The organism is Kushneria indalinina DSM 14324 (genome assembly GCF_003385845.1).
GTDB lineage: Bacteria > Pseudomonadota > Gammaproteobacteria > Pseudomonadales > Halomonadaceae > Kushneria > Kushneria indalinina.
In genome coordinates this window covers 217,784-233,990 of sequence record NZ_QRDJ01000008.1, presented here as the reverse complement: position 1 = coordinate 233,990, position 16,207 = coordinate 217,784, and the positions used below count along the sequence as shown (strand labels likewise).

The 16,207-nt window shown below is 59.7% G+C and carries 14 protein-coding genes; 4 read left to right on the top strand and 10 right to left on the bottom strand.

Translation table 11 applies throughout. The features are described from left to right. Nucleotides 1-22: 22 nt before the first annotated feature. From C8D72_RS12120 to rpsB, 10 genes are all read right to left on the bottom strand, one after another. Nucleotides 23-529, bottom strand: coding sequence for an OmpH/Skp family outer membrane protein (locus tag C8D72_RS12120; protein WP_115854696.1), 507 nt, complete (start codon nt 527-529; stop codon nt 23-25). A gap of 46 nt (nt 530-575) precedes the next feature. Next, nucleotides 576-2,909 carry an outer membrane protein assembly factor BamA gene (gene bamA / locus C8D72_RS12115; protein WP_115854695.1) on the bottom strand — a complete coding sequence of 778 codons (2,334 nt, stop codon included), beginning with the start codon at nt 2,907-2,909 and terminating at the stop codon, nt 576-578. Between the two features lie 310 nt (nt 2,910-3,219). Then, nucleotides 3,220-4,569, bottom strand: a complete 1,350-nt coding sequence (gene rseP / locus C8D72_RS12110) for a sigma E protease regulator RseP (protein WP_115854694.1) — start codon at nt 4,567-4,569, stop codon at nt 3,220-3,222. Between the two features lie 2 nt (nt 4,570-4,571). Continuing rightward, nucleotides 4,572-5,762, bottom strand: coding sequence for a 1-deoxy-D-xylulose-5-phosphate reductoisomerase (gene ispC, locus C8D72_RS12105; protein ID WP_115854693.1), 1,191 nt, complete (start codon nt 5,760-5,762; stop codon nt 4,572-4,574). Between the two features lie 114 nt (nt 5,763-5,876). Then, nucleotides 5,877-6,674, bottom strand: a complete 798-nt coding sequence (locus tag C8D72_RS12100) for a phosphatidate cytidylyltransferase (RefSeq protein WP_115854692.1) — start codon at nt 6,672-6,674, stop codon at nt 5,877-5,879. Beyond that, entirely contained in the window at nt 6,667-7,410 is a 744-nt protein-coding gene (uppS, locus tag C8D72_RS12095; protein ID WP_115854691.1) for a polyprenyl diphosphate synthase, read from the bottom strand. The genes C8D72_RS12100 and uppS overlap by 8 nt, the downstream gene beginning before the upstream one ends. Before the next feature lie 63 nt (nt 7,411-7,473). Beyond that, on the bottom strand, nt 7,474-8,031 hold the full coding sequence (frr, locus tag C8D72_RS12090) for a ribosome recycling factor (RefSeq protein WP_115854690.1): 558 nt from the start codon (nt 8,029-8,031) through the stop codon (nt 7,474-7,476). A 28-nt stretch (nt 8,032-8,059) separates the two neighbouring features. After that, the gene (gene pyrH, locus C8D72_RS12085; RefSeq protein WP_115854689.1) at nt 8,060-8,800 is read right to left on the bottom strand and encodes a UMP kinase; all 741 of its coding nucleotides are present in this window, start codon (nt 8,798-8,800) and stop codon (nt 8,060-8,062) included. Nucleotides 8,801-8,961: 161 nt separating this feature from the next. After that, entirely contained in the window at nt 8,962-9,831 is an 870-nt protein-coding gene (gene tsf, locus C8D72_RS12080) for a translation elongation factor Ts (RefSeq protein WP_115854688.1), read from the bottom strand. Nucleotides 9,832-10,042: 211 nt separating this feature from the next. Next, nucleotides 10,043-10,777, bottom strand: a complete 735-nt coding sequence (gene rpsB / locus C8D72_RS12075) for a 30S ribosomal protein S2 (protein ID WP_115854687.1) — start codon at nt 10,775-10,777, stop codon at nt 10,043-10,045. Nucleotides 10,778-11,078: 301 nt separating this feature from the next. Between rpsB and map the strand changes: the two genes are divergently transcribed. From map to dapD, 4 genes are all read left to right on the top strand, one after another. Then, entirely contained in the window at nt 11,079-11,867 is a 789-nt protein-coding gene (gene map / locus C8D72_RS12070; RefSeq protein ID WP_115854686.1) for a type I methionyl aminopeptidase, read from the top strand. Nucleotides 11,868-11,951: 84 nt separating this feature from the next. Then, nucleotides 11,952-14,651, top strand: coding sequence for a [protein-PII] uridylyltransferase (locus tag C8D72_RS12065; RefSeq protein ID WP_115854685.1), 2,700 nt, complete (start codon nt 11,952-11,954; stop codon nt 14,649-14,651). Between the two features lie 94 nt (nt 14,652-14,745). Next, entirely contained in the window at nt 14,746-15,090 is a 345-nt protein-coding gene (locus C8D72_RS12060; protein WP_115854684.1) for an ArsC/Spx/MgsR family protein, read from the top strand. 30 nt (nt 15,091-15,120) lie between these two features. Then, on the top strand, nt 15,121-16,146 hold the full coding sequence (gene dapD, locus C8D72_RS12055; protein ID WP_115854683.1) for a 2,3,4,5-tetrahydropyridine-2,6-dicarboxylate N-succinyltransferase: 1,026 nt from the start codon (nt 15,121-15,123) through the stop codon (nt 16,144-16,146). The last annotated feature ends 61 nt before the right edge of the window (nt 16,147-16,207 follow it).

The window sequence follows — 16,207 nt, the reverse complement described above, 5'->3', positions numbered from 1 at the left end:
CTTGGCGGAGCGACGCGCGCCTTCAGTTGAGCGAGTTGAAGGTTTGGGTCACTTCCTGTGTCAGGTCCAGCGCATCACCTGCATAGATCACGCTGTTACGGTCGACCAGCACATCCACATTGTGACGCTTGACCACCTGCTCGATGGCGCGATCGAGTTTGGGGCGTGCCTGCTTCAGGAAGGCTTCCTCCTGCTCGGCACGCTTTTGCTCAAGCTGACCACGTTGCTGCTGGAACTGACCGCCCTTCTGACGCAGTTGTTGCATGACGTTTTGCCGCTCGCTGTCGGACATGACGTCACCATCGCTTTGCAGACGCTGCTGCAGACGCTGAACCTCTTCGCCAAGCGCCCTGACCTGCTGCTGCTGACTCCCCAGCTGATTCTTGAGCTGGTTCATCGACTGCTGCGCCGAACTGGTCTCCAGCAGCGCCTGCTGCCAGTCCAGTACCGCCACCTCATTGGCCTGCACAGCCCCCGCAGCCGTTCCAAGTGCTCCGGTCACCGCCAGAGCCAGCATCCACTTACGCATTACTCAACTCCTGAAATTCGTATCATTGTAACGCAATGGCCAATCATCAGAAGGTCTGGCCCAGCGAAAACTGGAAGAACTGGGTATCGTCGTCATCCTTTTTATTGATGGGACGCGCTACCGAGAAGGTCAGCGGCCCGACCGGCGTCAGCCAGGAAAGCCCCAGGCCGGCGCTGTAGCGAAGATCTCCCAGATCGATACCCGAACTGCACTGGGACGTACGATCCGACTCTACCGGATAGCAGTCGCTCAGGAAGGTATTACCAGCATCAATGAAAAACGAGGTCTGCACCTGACGATGGTCATCGATAAAGGGCGTCGGGAAGATCAGCTCGGCAGACCCTTCCACCAGAATATTGCCACCCAGCGTGTCATCATCACCGTCGTTGCGCTCGGTGGTGCGCTGACCCAGTGTATTGCTGCGGAAGCCACGCACGGAGCCCAGACCACCCGAATAGAAGTTCTCGTAAAACGGCATGTTGTCGGTGCCGCCAAAGCTGTCGGCATAGCCCAGCTCCGAGCGGAACTTGAGCGCCCACTCCTCGGTCTTGATCGGGAAGAGCTTCTGGCCCTGATAGCGCAGCTTGTAGAACTGCGCATCGCCACCGGCCGTTTCGACAGAAGCGTTCTGATAGCTGCCGGCCGTGGGCAGGATACCGCGGTTGAGGTTATTGCGCGTCCACCCGGCGGTCAGGCTGTAGGTATTGAAATCCTTGCCTTCGTCGTTGATGAACTGAACGATTTCAGAGGGGGAATCGTCGTAGTCGTCGACATGGAGGCTTTCAAGATTGATGCCGAAGTTCAAGCGCGACAGATCACTGATCGGATAGCCGAAATTCACCCCGCCGCCAAAGGCGTCGGTGGAATAGGTCGAAATATCGGAGTCCTCATAATCGGTGGCCCGATAATAGAGGTTGTAGCCGCGCGAAATGCCGTCCAGCGTCCAGTAGGGATCGGTATAGCTGAAACGCAGATTCTGGTAGTACTTGCTGGTCTGCGCACCGATATCCACGCGATTGCCCGTGCCCAGGAAGTTGCGCTGGGACAGCGAGGCGCCATAGATGATGCCCTCGGACTGGGCAAAACCAAGGCTTGCCGAAATGCTGCCCGAGGGCTGCTCTTCAACGTTATAGGTCACATCCAACTGATCGGGCGTATCGGCCACCGGCTGGGTATTGACCTCGACCTGACGAAAAAAGCCCAGCCGTTCAAGACGTGCCTGAGAGTCACTGATGGCGTCAGTGGACGCCGGCGCCCCCTCAAGCTGGGTCATCTCACGCCGCAGGACTTCATCGGCGGTAGTGGTATTGCCCCGGAAGTTGACGCGGCGGACATAGGCACGACGGCCCGGATCAACGTTGAAGGTCACGTCGACCCGATCGTCGTTTTCATGAATATTGGGCACGGCCTCGATGCGGGCGAAGGCGAAGCCCTGCGCACCAAGCGCCTTGCGAAGCGCCTCGGAAGAGGCCGTCAGGTCCGACTGGGAAAATATCTCGCCGCTTTTGGCCTGAACCAGGCCACGCGCCTCATCATCGGACATTTCGATGCTGCCGGCGAAGTTGATATCACCAAAGCGGTAGCGCTGGCCTTCATCGATATTGACCGTGACATAGATGGAGGACTTGTCAGGGCTGATCGAGACCTGGGTGGAGTCGATGGAGAAATTGACATAGCCGCGATCCAGATACCATGAACGCAAACGGTCCAGGTCGCCCTGAAGCTGCTCGCGGGAGTACTGATCGGACGAGAACCAGCCAAAGAACCAGCCCGGCCGGTCTTCCAGCTCAAACTGGCCCTGGAGAGTCTCGTCATCAAAATCCTGGTTGCCCACGATGTTGATCTGCTTGATACGCGCCACGTTGCCTTCGTTGATATCAATATCAACCTGCACGCGGTTTTGGTCGCGCTCGTGGACCGAGGTTGAAATGCTGGCGCTGTAACGTCCCTGCCCCTGATAGACCCGCTCGAGCTCGCGCTGCATCTCTTCAAGCGTTGAGCGCTGAAGCACCTGCCCCTCGGCAAGTCCTGCATCGCTCAGGCCCTGCCTGAGCTGGTCCTCAGGAATCTTGGAGTTGCCATTGATGTTGATGTTGGCAATGGAGGGGCGTTCATCGACATCGATGACCAGAACGTCACCATCCCGACCCAGCTGCACATCATCAAAAAGGCCCGTACGAAAAAGCGCCCTGCCGGCATTGGAGATGGATTCATCGTTGACCGTATCGTGAGCGGAAACGGGCAGCGCGTTGAACACGGTCCCCGCAGAAACACGCTGCAACCCTTCCACGCGAATATCGGAAACCTCGAAGGACACGGCAAACGCCGCCTGGGAGGCGCCCATTAACAACACCGCCCAACCTGTAGCTCTAATCTTCATGCCGTCATTTCGCTTGTTACAGAATTCCGCCCACTCGGGGCCCGCTTTTGCTCAAGATTCATGCCAATGCCCTGACAGGGTCCAACAAAAAGGAAACCGTTTCGTTTATCGACATCGATGCTCCGAGCGGGAAGGCCAGTATGACACTCCAGATACGCCAGCAGTAGCCATCAACCACCCTGACGGGAACAGGCACCTTATACACAACCCCACCACCCTGACAAGCGCCGACGTCATGGGCTCGGTACAGAATTTGTAATAATGGCGACGCCAGCCGCCCGGGCTGTCACGCCCGCAGCCATCGAAGCCGTCAAAGACGCATGATGTCAAAGTAAAAGGCCATCAGCATCAGCGAGGCGATCAGTGCCATGCCGATACGCAACCCGAATGCCTGCACACGCTCTGGCACCGGCCGCCCTCGAACAAGCTCAATGAGGTAATACACAAGATGGCCACCATCCAGTACCGGGACCGGCAACAGGTTTAGTACGCCAAGACTGATGGAGAGATAGGCCAGAAAACTGATGAAGGTTTCAAACCCTGACCGGGCCGAATCGCCTGCCACTCGGGCGATCGTGATCGGCCCGGAAAGATTGGACGGCGAAATCAGGCCCGTGATCATCTTGCCGATGGCACCCACGGTCAGGGAGGTCATTTCACCGGTTCGCGACAACGCCTGGCCCACAGCGCCCAGCGGCCCCCATGACAGGGCGCGCTGATACTCCGGCGGCCAGCTGACGCTGCCGGCACCGGCGCCCATGAAGCCGGCGGTCTCTCCGTTTTGCTCACGCGCCTCGGGCGTGACCGTCAGCATCATATCGCGGCCATCACGCTCTACCCGCATCTCGAGCGGCGTATTGGCAGATGCCTGTATCCGGGAGACCAGCGCCTCCCACTGTGATACCGGCTGACCATTCACTGATCTGATGCGATCTCCCGCCTGCAGACCGCCTTTCGCTGCCGGGCTGTCATCAAGCACCTGTCCGATCACGGGCGCAATGTCAGGACGCCAGGGCGTAAAGCCGAGCGTGCGCAGCGGTTCGGGCGGGTTCTGACGCGCCATGAAGCGCTCGACCGGCAGCCGGTGCTCTTCAAGGCGCCCCTGGTCATTGCGCGTTGAGACCTCGAGATGACCGCTGGCACCGATCTCGGCCACCAGCGCCAGATTGACCCCGTTCCAGTCCGGCGTCTGGCGTCCCTGAACCGCCACGATTTCCTGACCGTTTTGCAAACCACCGCGTGCGGCGGGCGAGTCCGGGCTGACCTCGCCTACCATGGGCACAATCGCGGTGGTACCGACCATGAACATGACCCAGTAGGCCACCACCGCCAGAATAAAGTTGGCCAACGGCCCTGCGATGACCACGGCAATGCGTTTAAGAACATGCTGGCGATTGAAGGCCAGATGCTGTTCACCGGGCTCTACCGGCCCCTCGCGCTCATCGAGCATCTTGACGTAGCCGCCCAGCGGAATGGCGGCCAGAGCGAACTCGGTGCCATGACGGTCAACACGCGAGATCAGCGGCTTGCCAAAACCAACCGAAAAACGCAGCACGCGAATGCCACAGCGCCGCGCCACCCAGAAATGGCCGAATTCGTGAATCGTGATCAAAAGCCCCAGAACAACAATGACCGCCACGATATTTTGCAGGATACCCATGGCTATCCTCCGGCAGCCGTTACGGCCAGCTCGTTAATCACATTTTGTGCCTCGCTCCGGGCCTGACGGTCGTGCGCCAGAATCACGTCAAGCTCGTCAGCGCTGCATCGCTCGATGCGGCCCATGACGGTTTCAACCACCACCGGAATATCGTTGAAGCCGATAGTGCCTGCCAGAAAGGCCTCCACCGCGATCTCGTTGGCCGCGTTGAGCACGGCCGGCGCTGTCCCACCGGTCACCATGGCCTCGCGAGCGAGCCGCAGACAGGGAAAGCACTCAAGATCGGGTGTTTGAAAATCAAGACGCGCCACCGTGAAAAGATCCAGTGGTTCAACGCCGGCATCGATACGCTCGGGCCAGGCCAGCGCATGCGCAATCGGCGTGCGCATATCGGGGTTGCCCAGCTGCGCCAGTACCGAGCCATCGCTGTAGGCTGCCATGGAATGAATCACGCTTTGCGGGTGCACGACCACCTCGATCTGATCAGGGGTGGCATCGAAAAGCCAGCAGGCCTCGATCAGCTCAAGCCCCTTGTTCATCAGCGTGGCGCTATCCACCGATATCTTGCGCCCCATGGACCAGTTGGGATGGGCGCATGCCTGCTCCGGCGTTACCTGCGCCAGTGTTTCCCGGCCATGGTCACGGAAAGGGCCACCAGACGCCGTCAGCAGCAAACGGGTAATGCCATGACGCTCAAGGCCACCGCGATGCTCACGCGGCAGACACTGAAAGATGGCGTTGTGTTCGGAGTCCAGCGGCAGCAGTACCGCACCGGATTGCGCCACCTCGCGCATGAACAGCGCACCGCTCATCACCAGCGCTTCCTTGTTGGCCAGCAGGATACGACGCCCGGCACGCACTGCCGCAAGCGTCGGCATCAGCCCTGCCGCCCCCACGATACCGGCCACTACCACCTCTGCATTGCCTGCCACCTCGCACAGTGCCTGCTCGCCCCAGCTGACCCGGGTTTTGATGTCATGGTCCTTCAGCGCCGAGCTCAGCCGATGGGCGCTGTCTTCACCGCCCAGAACGGCATGCTCGGGTTGATGCTTCAGACACAGCGCCAGCAGCTTTTCAACGCTTGAATGCGCGGTCAGCGCATGCAGATGATAGCGATCAGGATGGCGTTCGATGACATCAAGGGCACTGGTACCAATCGAGCCGGTGGCCCCCAGCAGGGTGACAGTCTGCATGAAAGAGATCCTGAAAGCTGAAGCGGATGGGAGGCACGAAAAGCGTGGCCCGGACGGATTCGATCACCTGCATCGACCATCGGTCGCGAGCCACAGGGTTCATACTGGCGGTAGTTAACCGATCCAGGGCGCCAGCAGGGCAAAAATGGGGATGGCGGCCGTCAGGCTGTCGATTCTGTCCAGTAGCCCGCCGTGGCCCGGCAGCAGGTTGCCGGAATCCTTGATGCCGCGATAGCGCTTGAGCATGCTCTCGTTGAGATCACCCAGCACCGAGGCCGCGGTCACGATGGCACTGATGATGATCAGCACCAGCGTCTGACCAATGCCCATGCCCTGCCACAGCGCCATGAGCAGTGCCAGAAGGGCCGTTCCACCCAGCGCCCCGTAAACACCCGCCCAGGATTTACCGGGGCTGACATTGGGCGCCAGCTTGCGGTTGCCATAGGCACGTCCGGCAAAATAGGCCGCGATATCCGCGCCCCAGACCAGCAACAGGACATAAAGCAGCCAGACAGGCGATTCGCGCAGCAGCAAAAGGCCCACCCAGCAGGGCAGCAGCGCCCACAGTCCCATGACATAGCGCACGCCACGACTCTGCCACTGATCAAGTCTTTCGGGATAGCTGACAACCCAGTACAGACACAGCAGCCAGCCCACCAGCGCAATCCATAGGGGCCAGGTATGCAGGGCAAGACCGGATGACCAGCCCAGCGCCATCAGGGCGATCACCGTGATCGTAAAGAGCGCACGATCCTTGAGAGCCTCGCCACCGGAAAGATTGGACCACTCCCACGCAGACGCCGCGACCAGAAGACCTACAAAAGTGGCAAACCAGCCGCCGCCCAGCACGAACAGCAGCACCAGTGACGTGGGCCCGATGGCCAGCGCTGTCAACACCCGTTGTTTAAGCACCCTGAACCTCGATTTGTTCGTCGGTCATGCCGAAACGTCGCTTGCGACCGGAATAAACGCCTAGCGCTTCATCAAAGGCCTCGGCACCAAAGTCAGGCCAGTAAAGCGGTGAAAAGTAAAATTCTGCATAGGCCATCTGCCACAGAATAAAGTTACTGATGCGCTGCTCACCGCTGGTGCGAATACACAGATCCACTTCCGGGATCCCGGTCGCTGACATTTCACGATCGAAAAGCGTTTCGTCGATATCATCAGCCGCAAGCTGGCCTTCTTCAACCTGACGGGCCAGACGCTGCGCGGCACCGGCAATATCCCAGCGACCGCCATAGTTGACCGCAATGATCAGCTTCAGCCCCTGATTGTGACGGGTCAGGTGCTCGGCGCGTTCGATGGCGCGATTCAGCGATGTCGAAAGCCTTGAACGGTCTCCAACGATGCACAGACGGATGCCGTTTTTATGCAGTCGGGACACCTCACGCTTGAGCGCCATGATGAAAAGCTCCATCAGGGCACTGACCTCCTGTGCCGGACGCTTCCAGTTTTCACTGGAAAAGGCAAACAGGGTGATGGCTTCAAGGTGATGCTCGGCCGCGCGCTTGATCACGGCCCTGACCGACTCTACCCCGGCATGGTGACCGCGTACGCCAGAAAGTCCGCGTGACTTTGCCCAGCGATTATTGCCGTCCATGATAATAGCCACATGCCGGGGCATGTTTGAAAACTTGTCAGGCGTCATGACTTCTCACTGCAGACGCGGCAGCACGCCGCGCCCTGAGTCGGATGGTTTCGGGCCCGGACATCAGACCTGCATCAGATCGCTTTCCTTTTGCTCAAGCGACTTGTCGATCTCGGCAATGAAGCGGTCGGTCAGCTTCTGGATACCGTCCTGCGCCTGACGCTCTTCATCTTCCGAAATGTCCTTCTGCTTGAGAAGGGATTTCAAATCACCATTGGCATCGCGACGAATATTGCGCACGGCCACCTTGGCATGCTCGGCTTCGGAGCGCGCCTGTTTGGTATAGCCCTTGCGGGTCTCTTCGGTCAGCGCCGGCATTGGCACGCGAATGACCGTTCCTGCCGTGGACGGATTCAGGCCCAGATCTGCTGTCATGATGGCCTTTTCCACCTTGGGTACCATGGTTCTTTCCCAGGGGACTACTGACAGCGTACGAGCATCCTCGACATTAACGTTGGCCACCTGAGACAGCGGCATCTCGGCACCATAGTATTCAACGCGAACGGCATCGAGAATGCTGGGATGGGCACGTCCGGTACGGATCTTGCCAAAGGCCGACTGCAGCGATTCAACGCTTTTCTGCATGCGGTTTTCGGCGTCTTTCTGGATCTCGTTGATCACTTTGTAAATCCTCTGCTCAGCCTTGTAATTACACCGGGCCGTTATCGACGATAGTGCCTTCACGACCACCCATGACAAGATTCAACAGTGCGCCATGACGCGTCATGTCGAAGACGCGAACCGGCATGTCATGGTCACGTACCAGGCAGATGGCGGTCAAATCCATGACCCCGAGCTTCTGGTCGAGTACATCATCGTAGCTGAGTCGCTCATACTTGGCGGCATCGGGATGCTTGACGGGGTCCTTGTCGTAAACACCGTCGACCTTGGTGGCCTTGATGACCACGTTGGCATCGATCTCGATACCGCGCAGGCAGGCAGCACTATCGGTGGTAAAGAAGGGATTACCGGTGCCTGCCGAGAAGATCACGACATCACCGGAGGTCAGGTAGCGTATGGCCGTACGGCGATCGTAATGCTCGACCACGCCGCTCATCGGAATGGCGGACATGACGCGCGAGCGAATGTTGGCGCGCTCCAGCGCATCACGCATGGCCAGCGCGTTCATGACCGTGGCCAGCATGCCCATGTGGTCACCGGTCACCCGGTCCATGCCGGCTTCGTGAAGTGCCGCGCCGCGAAACAGGTTGCCACCGCCGACCACGATACCCACCTGGACACCAATGCCCACCAGTTGGCCGATCTCCAGCGCCATGCGATCCAGAACCTTTGGATCAATACCGAAGTCCTGTTCGCCCGTCAGCGCCTCACCCGAGAGCTTGAGCAGAATACGCTTGTACTTGGCGCTACGTTCAGTATTGGGGGGCATGTGACATCCTCCTGATGGCCCGAGGGGAGAAAACGTGAGAAGTATCGCCGGCCATGACAATAAATGTCATGCCCGAGCAGATACGCGAAGGCGTGCGCGAACGCACGCCTTCAAAACGCCTGCAGCCAACCCTGGCTGCAGGCGGGAAGCGACACGCCCGATCAGCTACGGCGCGCCTGCTCCATGACTTCCTTGGCGAAGTCGACTTCTTCCTTCTCGATACCTTCGCCGACTTCAAAGCGCACAAAGCTAACAACTTCAGCGCCCGCCTGCTTGGCGTATTCGGCCACGGTCACGTTCTGATCCTTGACGAAAGGCTGATTGATCAGGCTGTTTTCGGCAAGATACTTCTTCAGGCGACCCTGCACCATCTTTTCAGCGATTTCGGCAGGCTTGCCGGCCATGTCGGGCTGCGCCAGGATGATCGCCTTCTCGCTGTCGAGCTCGGCCTGGGGCATCTTCTCGGGATGCGAGACCGACGGATTGATCGCTGCCACGTGCATGGCGATATCGCGTGCGACGTCCTGATTGCCGCCAGTGAGCACCACGACCGCACCAATGCGATCACCATGCACATAGGCACCGACGCTGCCGCCTTCGGGCGCATCGATCACGGCGGCACGACGTACGGTGATGTTCTCGCCGATCTTCTGCACCAGCTGCGCGCGGGCATCTTCCAGCTCGCCTTCCATCACCACGGCGATGTCTTCGTTACGAGTGTCGAGCACTTTGCTGACGACTTCATTGGCAAAGTTCTTGAAGTTGTCATCACGCGATACGAAGTCGGTCTCGGAGTTGACTTCCAGCATGACGGCAGTCGTGCCGCTGTCGTCAACGCGCGTCAGTACCGCGCCTTCAGCAGCCACACGGCCGGCCTTCTTGGCGGACTTGAGCCCTGCGTTCTTGCGCAGATTTTCAATCGCGGTATCGATGTCACCATCGGCTTCGGAGAGTGCCTTTTTGCACTCCATCATGCCAAGCCCGGTGCGCTCGCGTAGTTCCTTGACCAGAGATGCGCTGATAGCTGCCATGTCATGAACCTCTGTTGAATCATGTGTTCGGTTCCGGCCACGCCGGAACGAGAAGAAAAATCGGTAGCATTACTGAATGACACTATGGAGACAGACGAGCAGATACTGCTTCAATGCTGTTTGTCGCCTCAAAAAAGGGGGCCCGTAAGCCCCCTCTTGCACTGTCATTCACAGACACCGGCAGCGGACTCACCTGCCGGCGCTGGTGACATTACTCGGAAGCCGTTTCGGCTTCTTCGTTGACTTCAACGAACTCGTCACCGCGGCCTTCCTTCGCCTTGGCACAGGCATTGGCAATCGCCTGTACGTAGATCTGGATGGCACGAATGGAGTCGTCGTTGCCCGGGATGATGTAGTCAACACCGTCCGGATCGGAATTGGAATCCACCACACCGATAACCGGAATGCCCAGCTTGTTGGCTTCGTTGATCGCGATGCGCTCGTGATCAACGTCAACCACGAACATCACGTCCGGCAGGCCGCCCATGTCCTTGATACCGCCGATGGAGCGTTCGAGCTTGTCCTGCTCACGCGTGGCCATCAGGACTTCCTTCTTGGTCAGCTTCTCGAAGGTGCCGTCTTCATGCATGGCTTCGAGTTCGCGCAGGCGCTTGATGGACTGACGAATGGTCTTGAAGTTCGTCAGCATGCCACCCAGCCAGCGATGGTTCACGAAGGGCTGGCCTACGCGATTCGCTTCCTCGGCGATGATCTTGGCGGCAGCGCGCTTGGTACCAACAAACATGATCTTGTTGTTGTTGGCCGACAGGCGCTCGACCACGGAGACGGCTTCATTGAGTGCCGGCAGCGTATGTTCGAGGTTGATGATGTGAATCTTGTTACGAGCGCCGAAGATGTATTTGCTCATCTTCGGGTTCCAGTAACGGGTCTGGTGACCGAAGTGGGCACCTGCCTTGAGCAGGTCACGCATATTGACTGACATGATGACTCTCCTGAGTATCGGGTTAAGCCTCCACGTACCCCATGGGTCCGACCGTTTTCACGGCACCCGGGACCATGTGTCGGTACATGTGTGGTCTCTGTGGTAATGGTTCGAACGCTTTGTGCATCGTCCGTCCACGGGACAAGTCTGTCATACCGGGACATGGATTGCAGGAAAACGCGCGGCTTTATACCATATAATGCTGCCAGGATGAAGCCGAACCTTGCTGTCACTGCCCCGCTTGCGAGGAGGAATCGATCCTGTCTTCTCGCACGGCTTCCCATTTCGCTTATCACGAGTCGCCATGAACATCCCCATCCATAACGCCGAAGACATCGACAAGCTACGCATTGCAGGCCGACTGGCCGCCAGCGTGCTGGAGATGATCGAGGCCCACATTCGCCCGGGCATTTCCACCGGCGAAATCGACCGCCTGTGTCAGCACTATATCGAAAACGAGATCGACTCGATTTCGGCCACTATCGGCTATCACGGCTATCAGCACGCCACCTGCATTTCGCTCAATCACGTGGTCTGCCACGGTATTCCCGATTTCGGCAAAAAGCTCAAAAAGGGCGATATCTTCAATATCGATGTCACCATCATCAAGGACGGCTATTACGGCGATACCAGCCGCATGTTTATCGTCGGCGACAACATCAAGGGCGAACGCCTCTCTCGCGTGGCGCAGGAGTGCCTGTATGAGGCCATGAAGGTCATGCGTCCCGGCGTGTGGCTGTCCGATATCGGTCGTGTCATCGAATCCCATGCCAATGACAACGGCTATAGCGTGGTTCGGGATTTCTGTGGCCACGGTATCGGCCGCAGCTTTCATGAAGACCCGCAGGTGCTGCACTACGACGGCTACAATGAGCACAACGACGCCGAACTCAAGGAAGGCATGTGCCTCACCGTCGAGCCGATGATCAATGCCGGCGACTGGCAGACCCGGGTACTCAAGGATGGCTGGACCGCCGTCACGCGCGACAAGAGCCTCTCCGCCCAGTGGGAACACACCCTGATCGTCACCGCCGACGGCGTGGAAGCCACCACCGTACGCCATGACGAGGACCTCGGATTTCTGACAGACTGATCCGGTCTTTCTCATGCCCTCTCCGGCCTGCTCCGGCAGGCCCATGGCGAACGCTGCCTCTTACTGCTACCAGGGTAACGGCCCATGTTGCTGCACCACTACCGGTTCATCCCGGACACCACCCTGATCGACATCGAGGCCCTGAAGACCCGGCTTGACCGCGACGCGTCTCCCATCGGTGCCGTTCGGGAGGTACTCGCCGATATTCGCACTCGTTTGGACGAGCGCTTTAAAAACGGCGCGGACATTCGTGATCTGGTGCATGGCAGGGCCTGGTGTATCGATCAACTGCTGGCGCTCTTGTGGTCGCGTTTTGACTGGTCTGATGACGGCATCGCCCTGGTGGCCGTGGGCGGCTACGGTCGCGGCGAACTGCACCCCCACTCGGACATCGACCTGATGATCCTGCTGGAAGGCGAGGACGACACGCCCTGGCGTGAACCGCTGACCGGCTTTATTACGCTGCTCTGGGACATCGGCCTGGATATCGGCCACAGCGTGCGCTCGCTTTCAGACTGTGAGCGCGAAGCGCGCGATGATGTCACCGTGATCACCAATCTGCTGGAAACGCGTCGGATTGCCGGTGCCGAGTCGCTTCTGGAACAGATGCGCGAGCGGCTGGCTCGACTGGAGACCTGGAGCAGCGAAACCTTCTTCCAGGCCAAGCTTGCCGAACAGAAGACGCGCCACCAGCGTTTCAATAACTCCGAGCATCATCTTGAGCCCAACATCAAGGGTTCGCCCGGCGGCCTGCGCGACATTCAGACCGTTACCTGGATCGCCAAACGCCACTTCGGCACCAACATCATCGACGTCCTGATGCAGCGCGGCTTCATGACGGATGCTGATAGACGCATCGCCAGCCAGAGTCGGGCCTTTCTCTGGCAGGTGCGCTACGCCCTGCACATGATCAGTGAGCGCGCCGAAGATCGACTCCTGTTTGATCATCAGCGCACCATCGCGACCCTGTTCGGCTATCACGACACGCCGGAGCGGCTGGGAGTGGAAGAGTTCATGCGTCGTTACTATCGAGTGGTGACGGCGCTGGTCGAGCTCAACGACATGTTGATTCAGAACTTCGAGGAAAACATCCTTCAGCATGGCCAGGCGCCCGAGATCGTCCCGCTCAACAACCGCTTTGAGCTGCACGGGCGCTATCTTCGCATTCGACATCCACACGTCTTCAAGCGCCGCCCTTCTGCCCTGATCGAAATGTTTGTGCTACTGGCCCAGCACCCCGATATCGAAGGTGTGCGTGCCGCCACCATTCGTGCCATTCGGGACCATCGCCACCTGATCGACAACGGCTTTCGGGCCGATTTGCGCAACCGCAGCCTGTTTCTGGAACTGTTGCGCGGCGGCGGCATGGTGGCCCGCGAGCTGGGGCGCATGGCGCGCTATGGCATCCTGGGCAAGTATCTGCCCCGCTTTGGCCATATCATCGGCCTGATGCAGCATGATCTTTTTCATATCTACACGGTGGATGCCCATACCCTGCGCGTGCTGGACGTCATCCAGCGCTTTCGTACCCGCGAAGGGCGCGAGGAGTATCCCCTGTGTGCCGCGCTCATGGCGCGCGTGCCCAAGCTGGAGCTGCTGTGGATCGCGGGCCTTTATCACGACATTGCCAAGGGCCGTGGCGGTGATCACTCCCGGCTGGGCGCCCGGGACGTTCAGGGATTCTGCAGCCGCCATGGCGTACCGCGGCGCGACACGCACCTGGTCAGTTGGCTGATCGAGCACCATCTCCTGATGTCCACCACGGCGCAAAAGCGCGACATCAGTGACCCCGAAGTCATCCGCGAATTTGCCGCCATCGTTCACGATGAAGTGCATCTCGACTATCTCTATCTGCTGACGGTGGCCGACATCAACGCCACCAATCCTACGCTCTGGAACAGCTGGCGCGCGGCACTGCTGCGACAGCTGCACGGTGAGACGCGGCGTGTGCTGCGCCGCGGGCTTGAAAACCCGCTGGACCGTCAGGAGTGGATCGAGGAGACGCGCGAGGAAGCCCGCGCCCTGACCCAGTGCATGGGCGGCGAATGTCAGGCCGTGGATGCCCTCTGGGAAACACTGGGGGATGACTACTTCCTGCAGTACAGCGCCAGCGAAATCGTCTGGCACACCCAGGGCATCCTGCAGGCCGGCGTGGAGGTCATGCCGCTGATTCTGATCAGCGCACCGACCGAGGATATGACCGATGGCGGCACCAAGGTCTTTATCCACACCCGCTCGGTCAACAATCTGTTTGCCGCCACGGCCGCGGCCATCGATCAACTGGGGCTGTCCATTCACGACGCTCGTATCGCCACCTCCAGCAATGACTGGACGCTCAACACCTTCATTCTGCTCGATGGTGACGGGCAGGCCATTCGTGATCCCGACCGGCTCAGGGAGATCCAGGCGCATCTGATCGAGGAACTCGACGATCCCGATGACTATCCGCGCATCGTCAAGCGTCACACCTCGCGCCAGCTCAAGCACTTTCGTGTCCCCACCCGGGTTCTGATCGAGCAGGACGAAGCCAACCAGCGCACGGTACTGGAGCTGATCGCGGCCGACCGCCCGGGACTTCTGGCGCATGTTGGCCAGATCTTCATGAGCTTCGACATCGCCCTGTCCGGCGCCAAGATCGCCACCCTGGGCGAGCGGGTCGAGGACGTTTTCTTCATTACAGATACCCAGGGCGCTCCCCTGACAGATCCCGAGCTTCAAAAGGCGCTGAGCAAGCGTCTTTGTGACATCCTTAATGCCGAGGCCGGTATCGCCACGACCGGATAGTCCCTGTCTGTCGATAGCAACACTTTTCCCGATTTGAGCCCCGCCATATAGGGCGCCTATAATCGCCGCCCGATGCGCCACAAGAGATATTGTCATGCTGAAGCTTTATGGCCTTTCCAACTGCGACCGCTGTCGGCGCGCCCGCCGGCGGCTCGAGGCCAGTGATCAGGACGTCAAGATGATCGACCTGCGACATCTGGCCGATCAGGGCGAACTGGAGGAGACCCTTCAGCATTTTCTGGCGTACGTGGACTGGTCCACGCTGCTCAATCGGCGCAGCACCACCTGGCGCGGGCTGGATGATGCCGAACGCGGCGATCTGGATCAGACGCGCGCCATGGCGCTGTTCAAGGCATACCCGAGCCTGATCCAGCGTCCGGTGCTCGATACCGGCGCTCAGGTGCTGGTAGGCAGGGCCGTCGACGACTGGTCGGCCTGACCCCTCCCCCTTTCATTCAAGGAGTTTTTCATGCTGAGTTTTGCACTGGGTATCGGCACCCAGAACCGTCAGGGCGACTGGCTCGAAGTCTATTACCCCGCCCCGCTTCACACCCCGGACCGCACGCTTGTCGATACCGTGCGCAGCACACTGGGTGCTCCCGAAGGCAACGTGGCCGTGAGCTTTCTGCCCGAGCACTGTGAAAGTCTGGCGGAAGCTCTGGCGCATGCCGGCAATGATGAGCAGGCCGATATCGCCCGCGCCATGACCGATAGTCATCGCCCACTGGTCGCCGTCTTCCTTGAAGAAGATCGCGCCCCGGAGAGCGTGCCCGAGGTGTATCTCAAGCTGCACCTGCTGTCCCACCGCCTGGTCAGGCCCCACGGCCTCAAGCTTGATGGCATGTTTGGCCTCTTGAAGAACATTGCCTGGAGCAGTGACGGCGCCATCGATATCGAGGAGCTCAACGACCGCCGCCTGAAGGCGCGCCTTGAAGGCCGTGCCCTGTCGGTCGACTGTGTCGACAAGTTCCCGAAGATGACCGACTACGTGGTCCCGAAGGGCGTACGTATCGCCGACACGGCCCGCGTTCGCCTGGGCGCCTATCTGGGCGAAGGCACCACGGTCATGCATGAAGGCTTTTGCAACTTCAACGCCGGCACCGAAGGCCCGGGCATGGTGGAAGGTCGCATTGCGGCCGGCGTCATGCTGGGCAGCGGCTCTGACCTGGGCGGCGGCGCCTCGACCATGGGCACGCTTTCCGGCGGTGGCAACATCGTGATTGGCACCGGTGAAAACTGCCTGATCGGCGCCAATGCCGGCATCGGTATCCCGCTGGGTGATCGCTGCACGGTTGAAGCCGGTCTCTACATCACCGCCGGCGCCAAAGTGGCGGTGCTCGACGATCAGGGCGAACTGGTCGAGACCGTGGCGGCACGCCAGCTGGCCGGACAGAGCGATCTGCTGTTTCTGCGCCACTCCCAGACGGGCCGCCTTGAGTGCCGCACCAACAAGAGCGCCATCGCGCTCAACGACGCCCTGCACGCCCACAACTAAGGGGTCGTTCAGCGCTGTCCACCCATCCGGGCGCTCATGCGGGCGCCCGTTGAACGAAGAG

Excerpts from the sequence above, each read along its gene's own strand:
- C8D72_RS12060 (WP_115854684.1), top strand. The coding sequence starts at position 14,746 with ATGCTGAAGCTTTATGGCCTTTCCAACTGCGACCGCTGTCGGCGCGCC.
- tsf (WP_115854688.1), bottom strand. The coding sequence starts at position 9,831 with ATGGCAGCTATCAGCGCATCTCTGGTCAAGGAACTACGCGAGCGCACC.
- pyrH (WP_115854689.1), bottom strand. The coding sequence starts at position 8,800 with ATGCCCCCCAATACTGAACGTAGCGCCAAGTACAAGCGTATTCTGCTC.
- dapD (WP_115854683.1), top strand. The coding sequence starts at position 15,121 with ATGCTGAGTTTTGCACTGGGTATCGGCACCCAGAACCGTCAGGGCGAC.
- ispC (WP_115854693.1), bottom strand. The coding sequence starts at position 5,762 with ATGCAGACTGTCACCCTGCTGGGGGCCACCGGCTCGATTGGTACCAGT.
- rseP (WP_115854694.1), bottom strand. The coding sequence starts at position 4,569 with ATGGGTATCCTGCAAAATATCGTGGCGGTCATTGTTGTTCTGGGGCTT.
- uppS (WP_115854691.1), bottom strand. The coding sequence starts at position 7,410 with ATGACGCCTGACAAGTTTTCAAACATGCCCCGGCATGTGGCTATTATC.
- map (WP_115854686.1), top strand. The coding sequence starts at position 11,079 with ATGAACATCCCCATCCATAACGCCGAAGACATCGACAAGCTACGCATT.
- C8D72_RS12120 (WP_115854696.1), bottom strand. The coding sequence starts at position 529 with ATGCGTAAGTGGATGCTGGCTCTGGCGGTGACCGGAGCACTTGGAACG.
- bamA (WP_115854695.1), bottom strand. The coding sequence starts at position 2,909 with ATGAAGATTAGAGCTACAGGTTGGGCGGTGTTGTTAATGGGCGCCTCC.
- C8D72_RS12065 (WP_115854685.1), top strand. The coding sequence starts at position 11,952 with ATGTTGCTGCACCACTACCGGTTCATCCCGGACACCACCCTGATCGAC.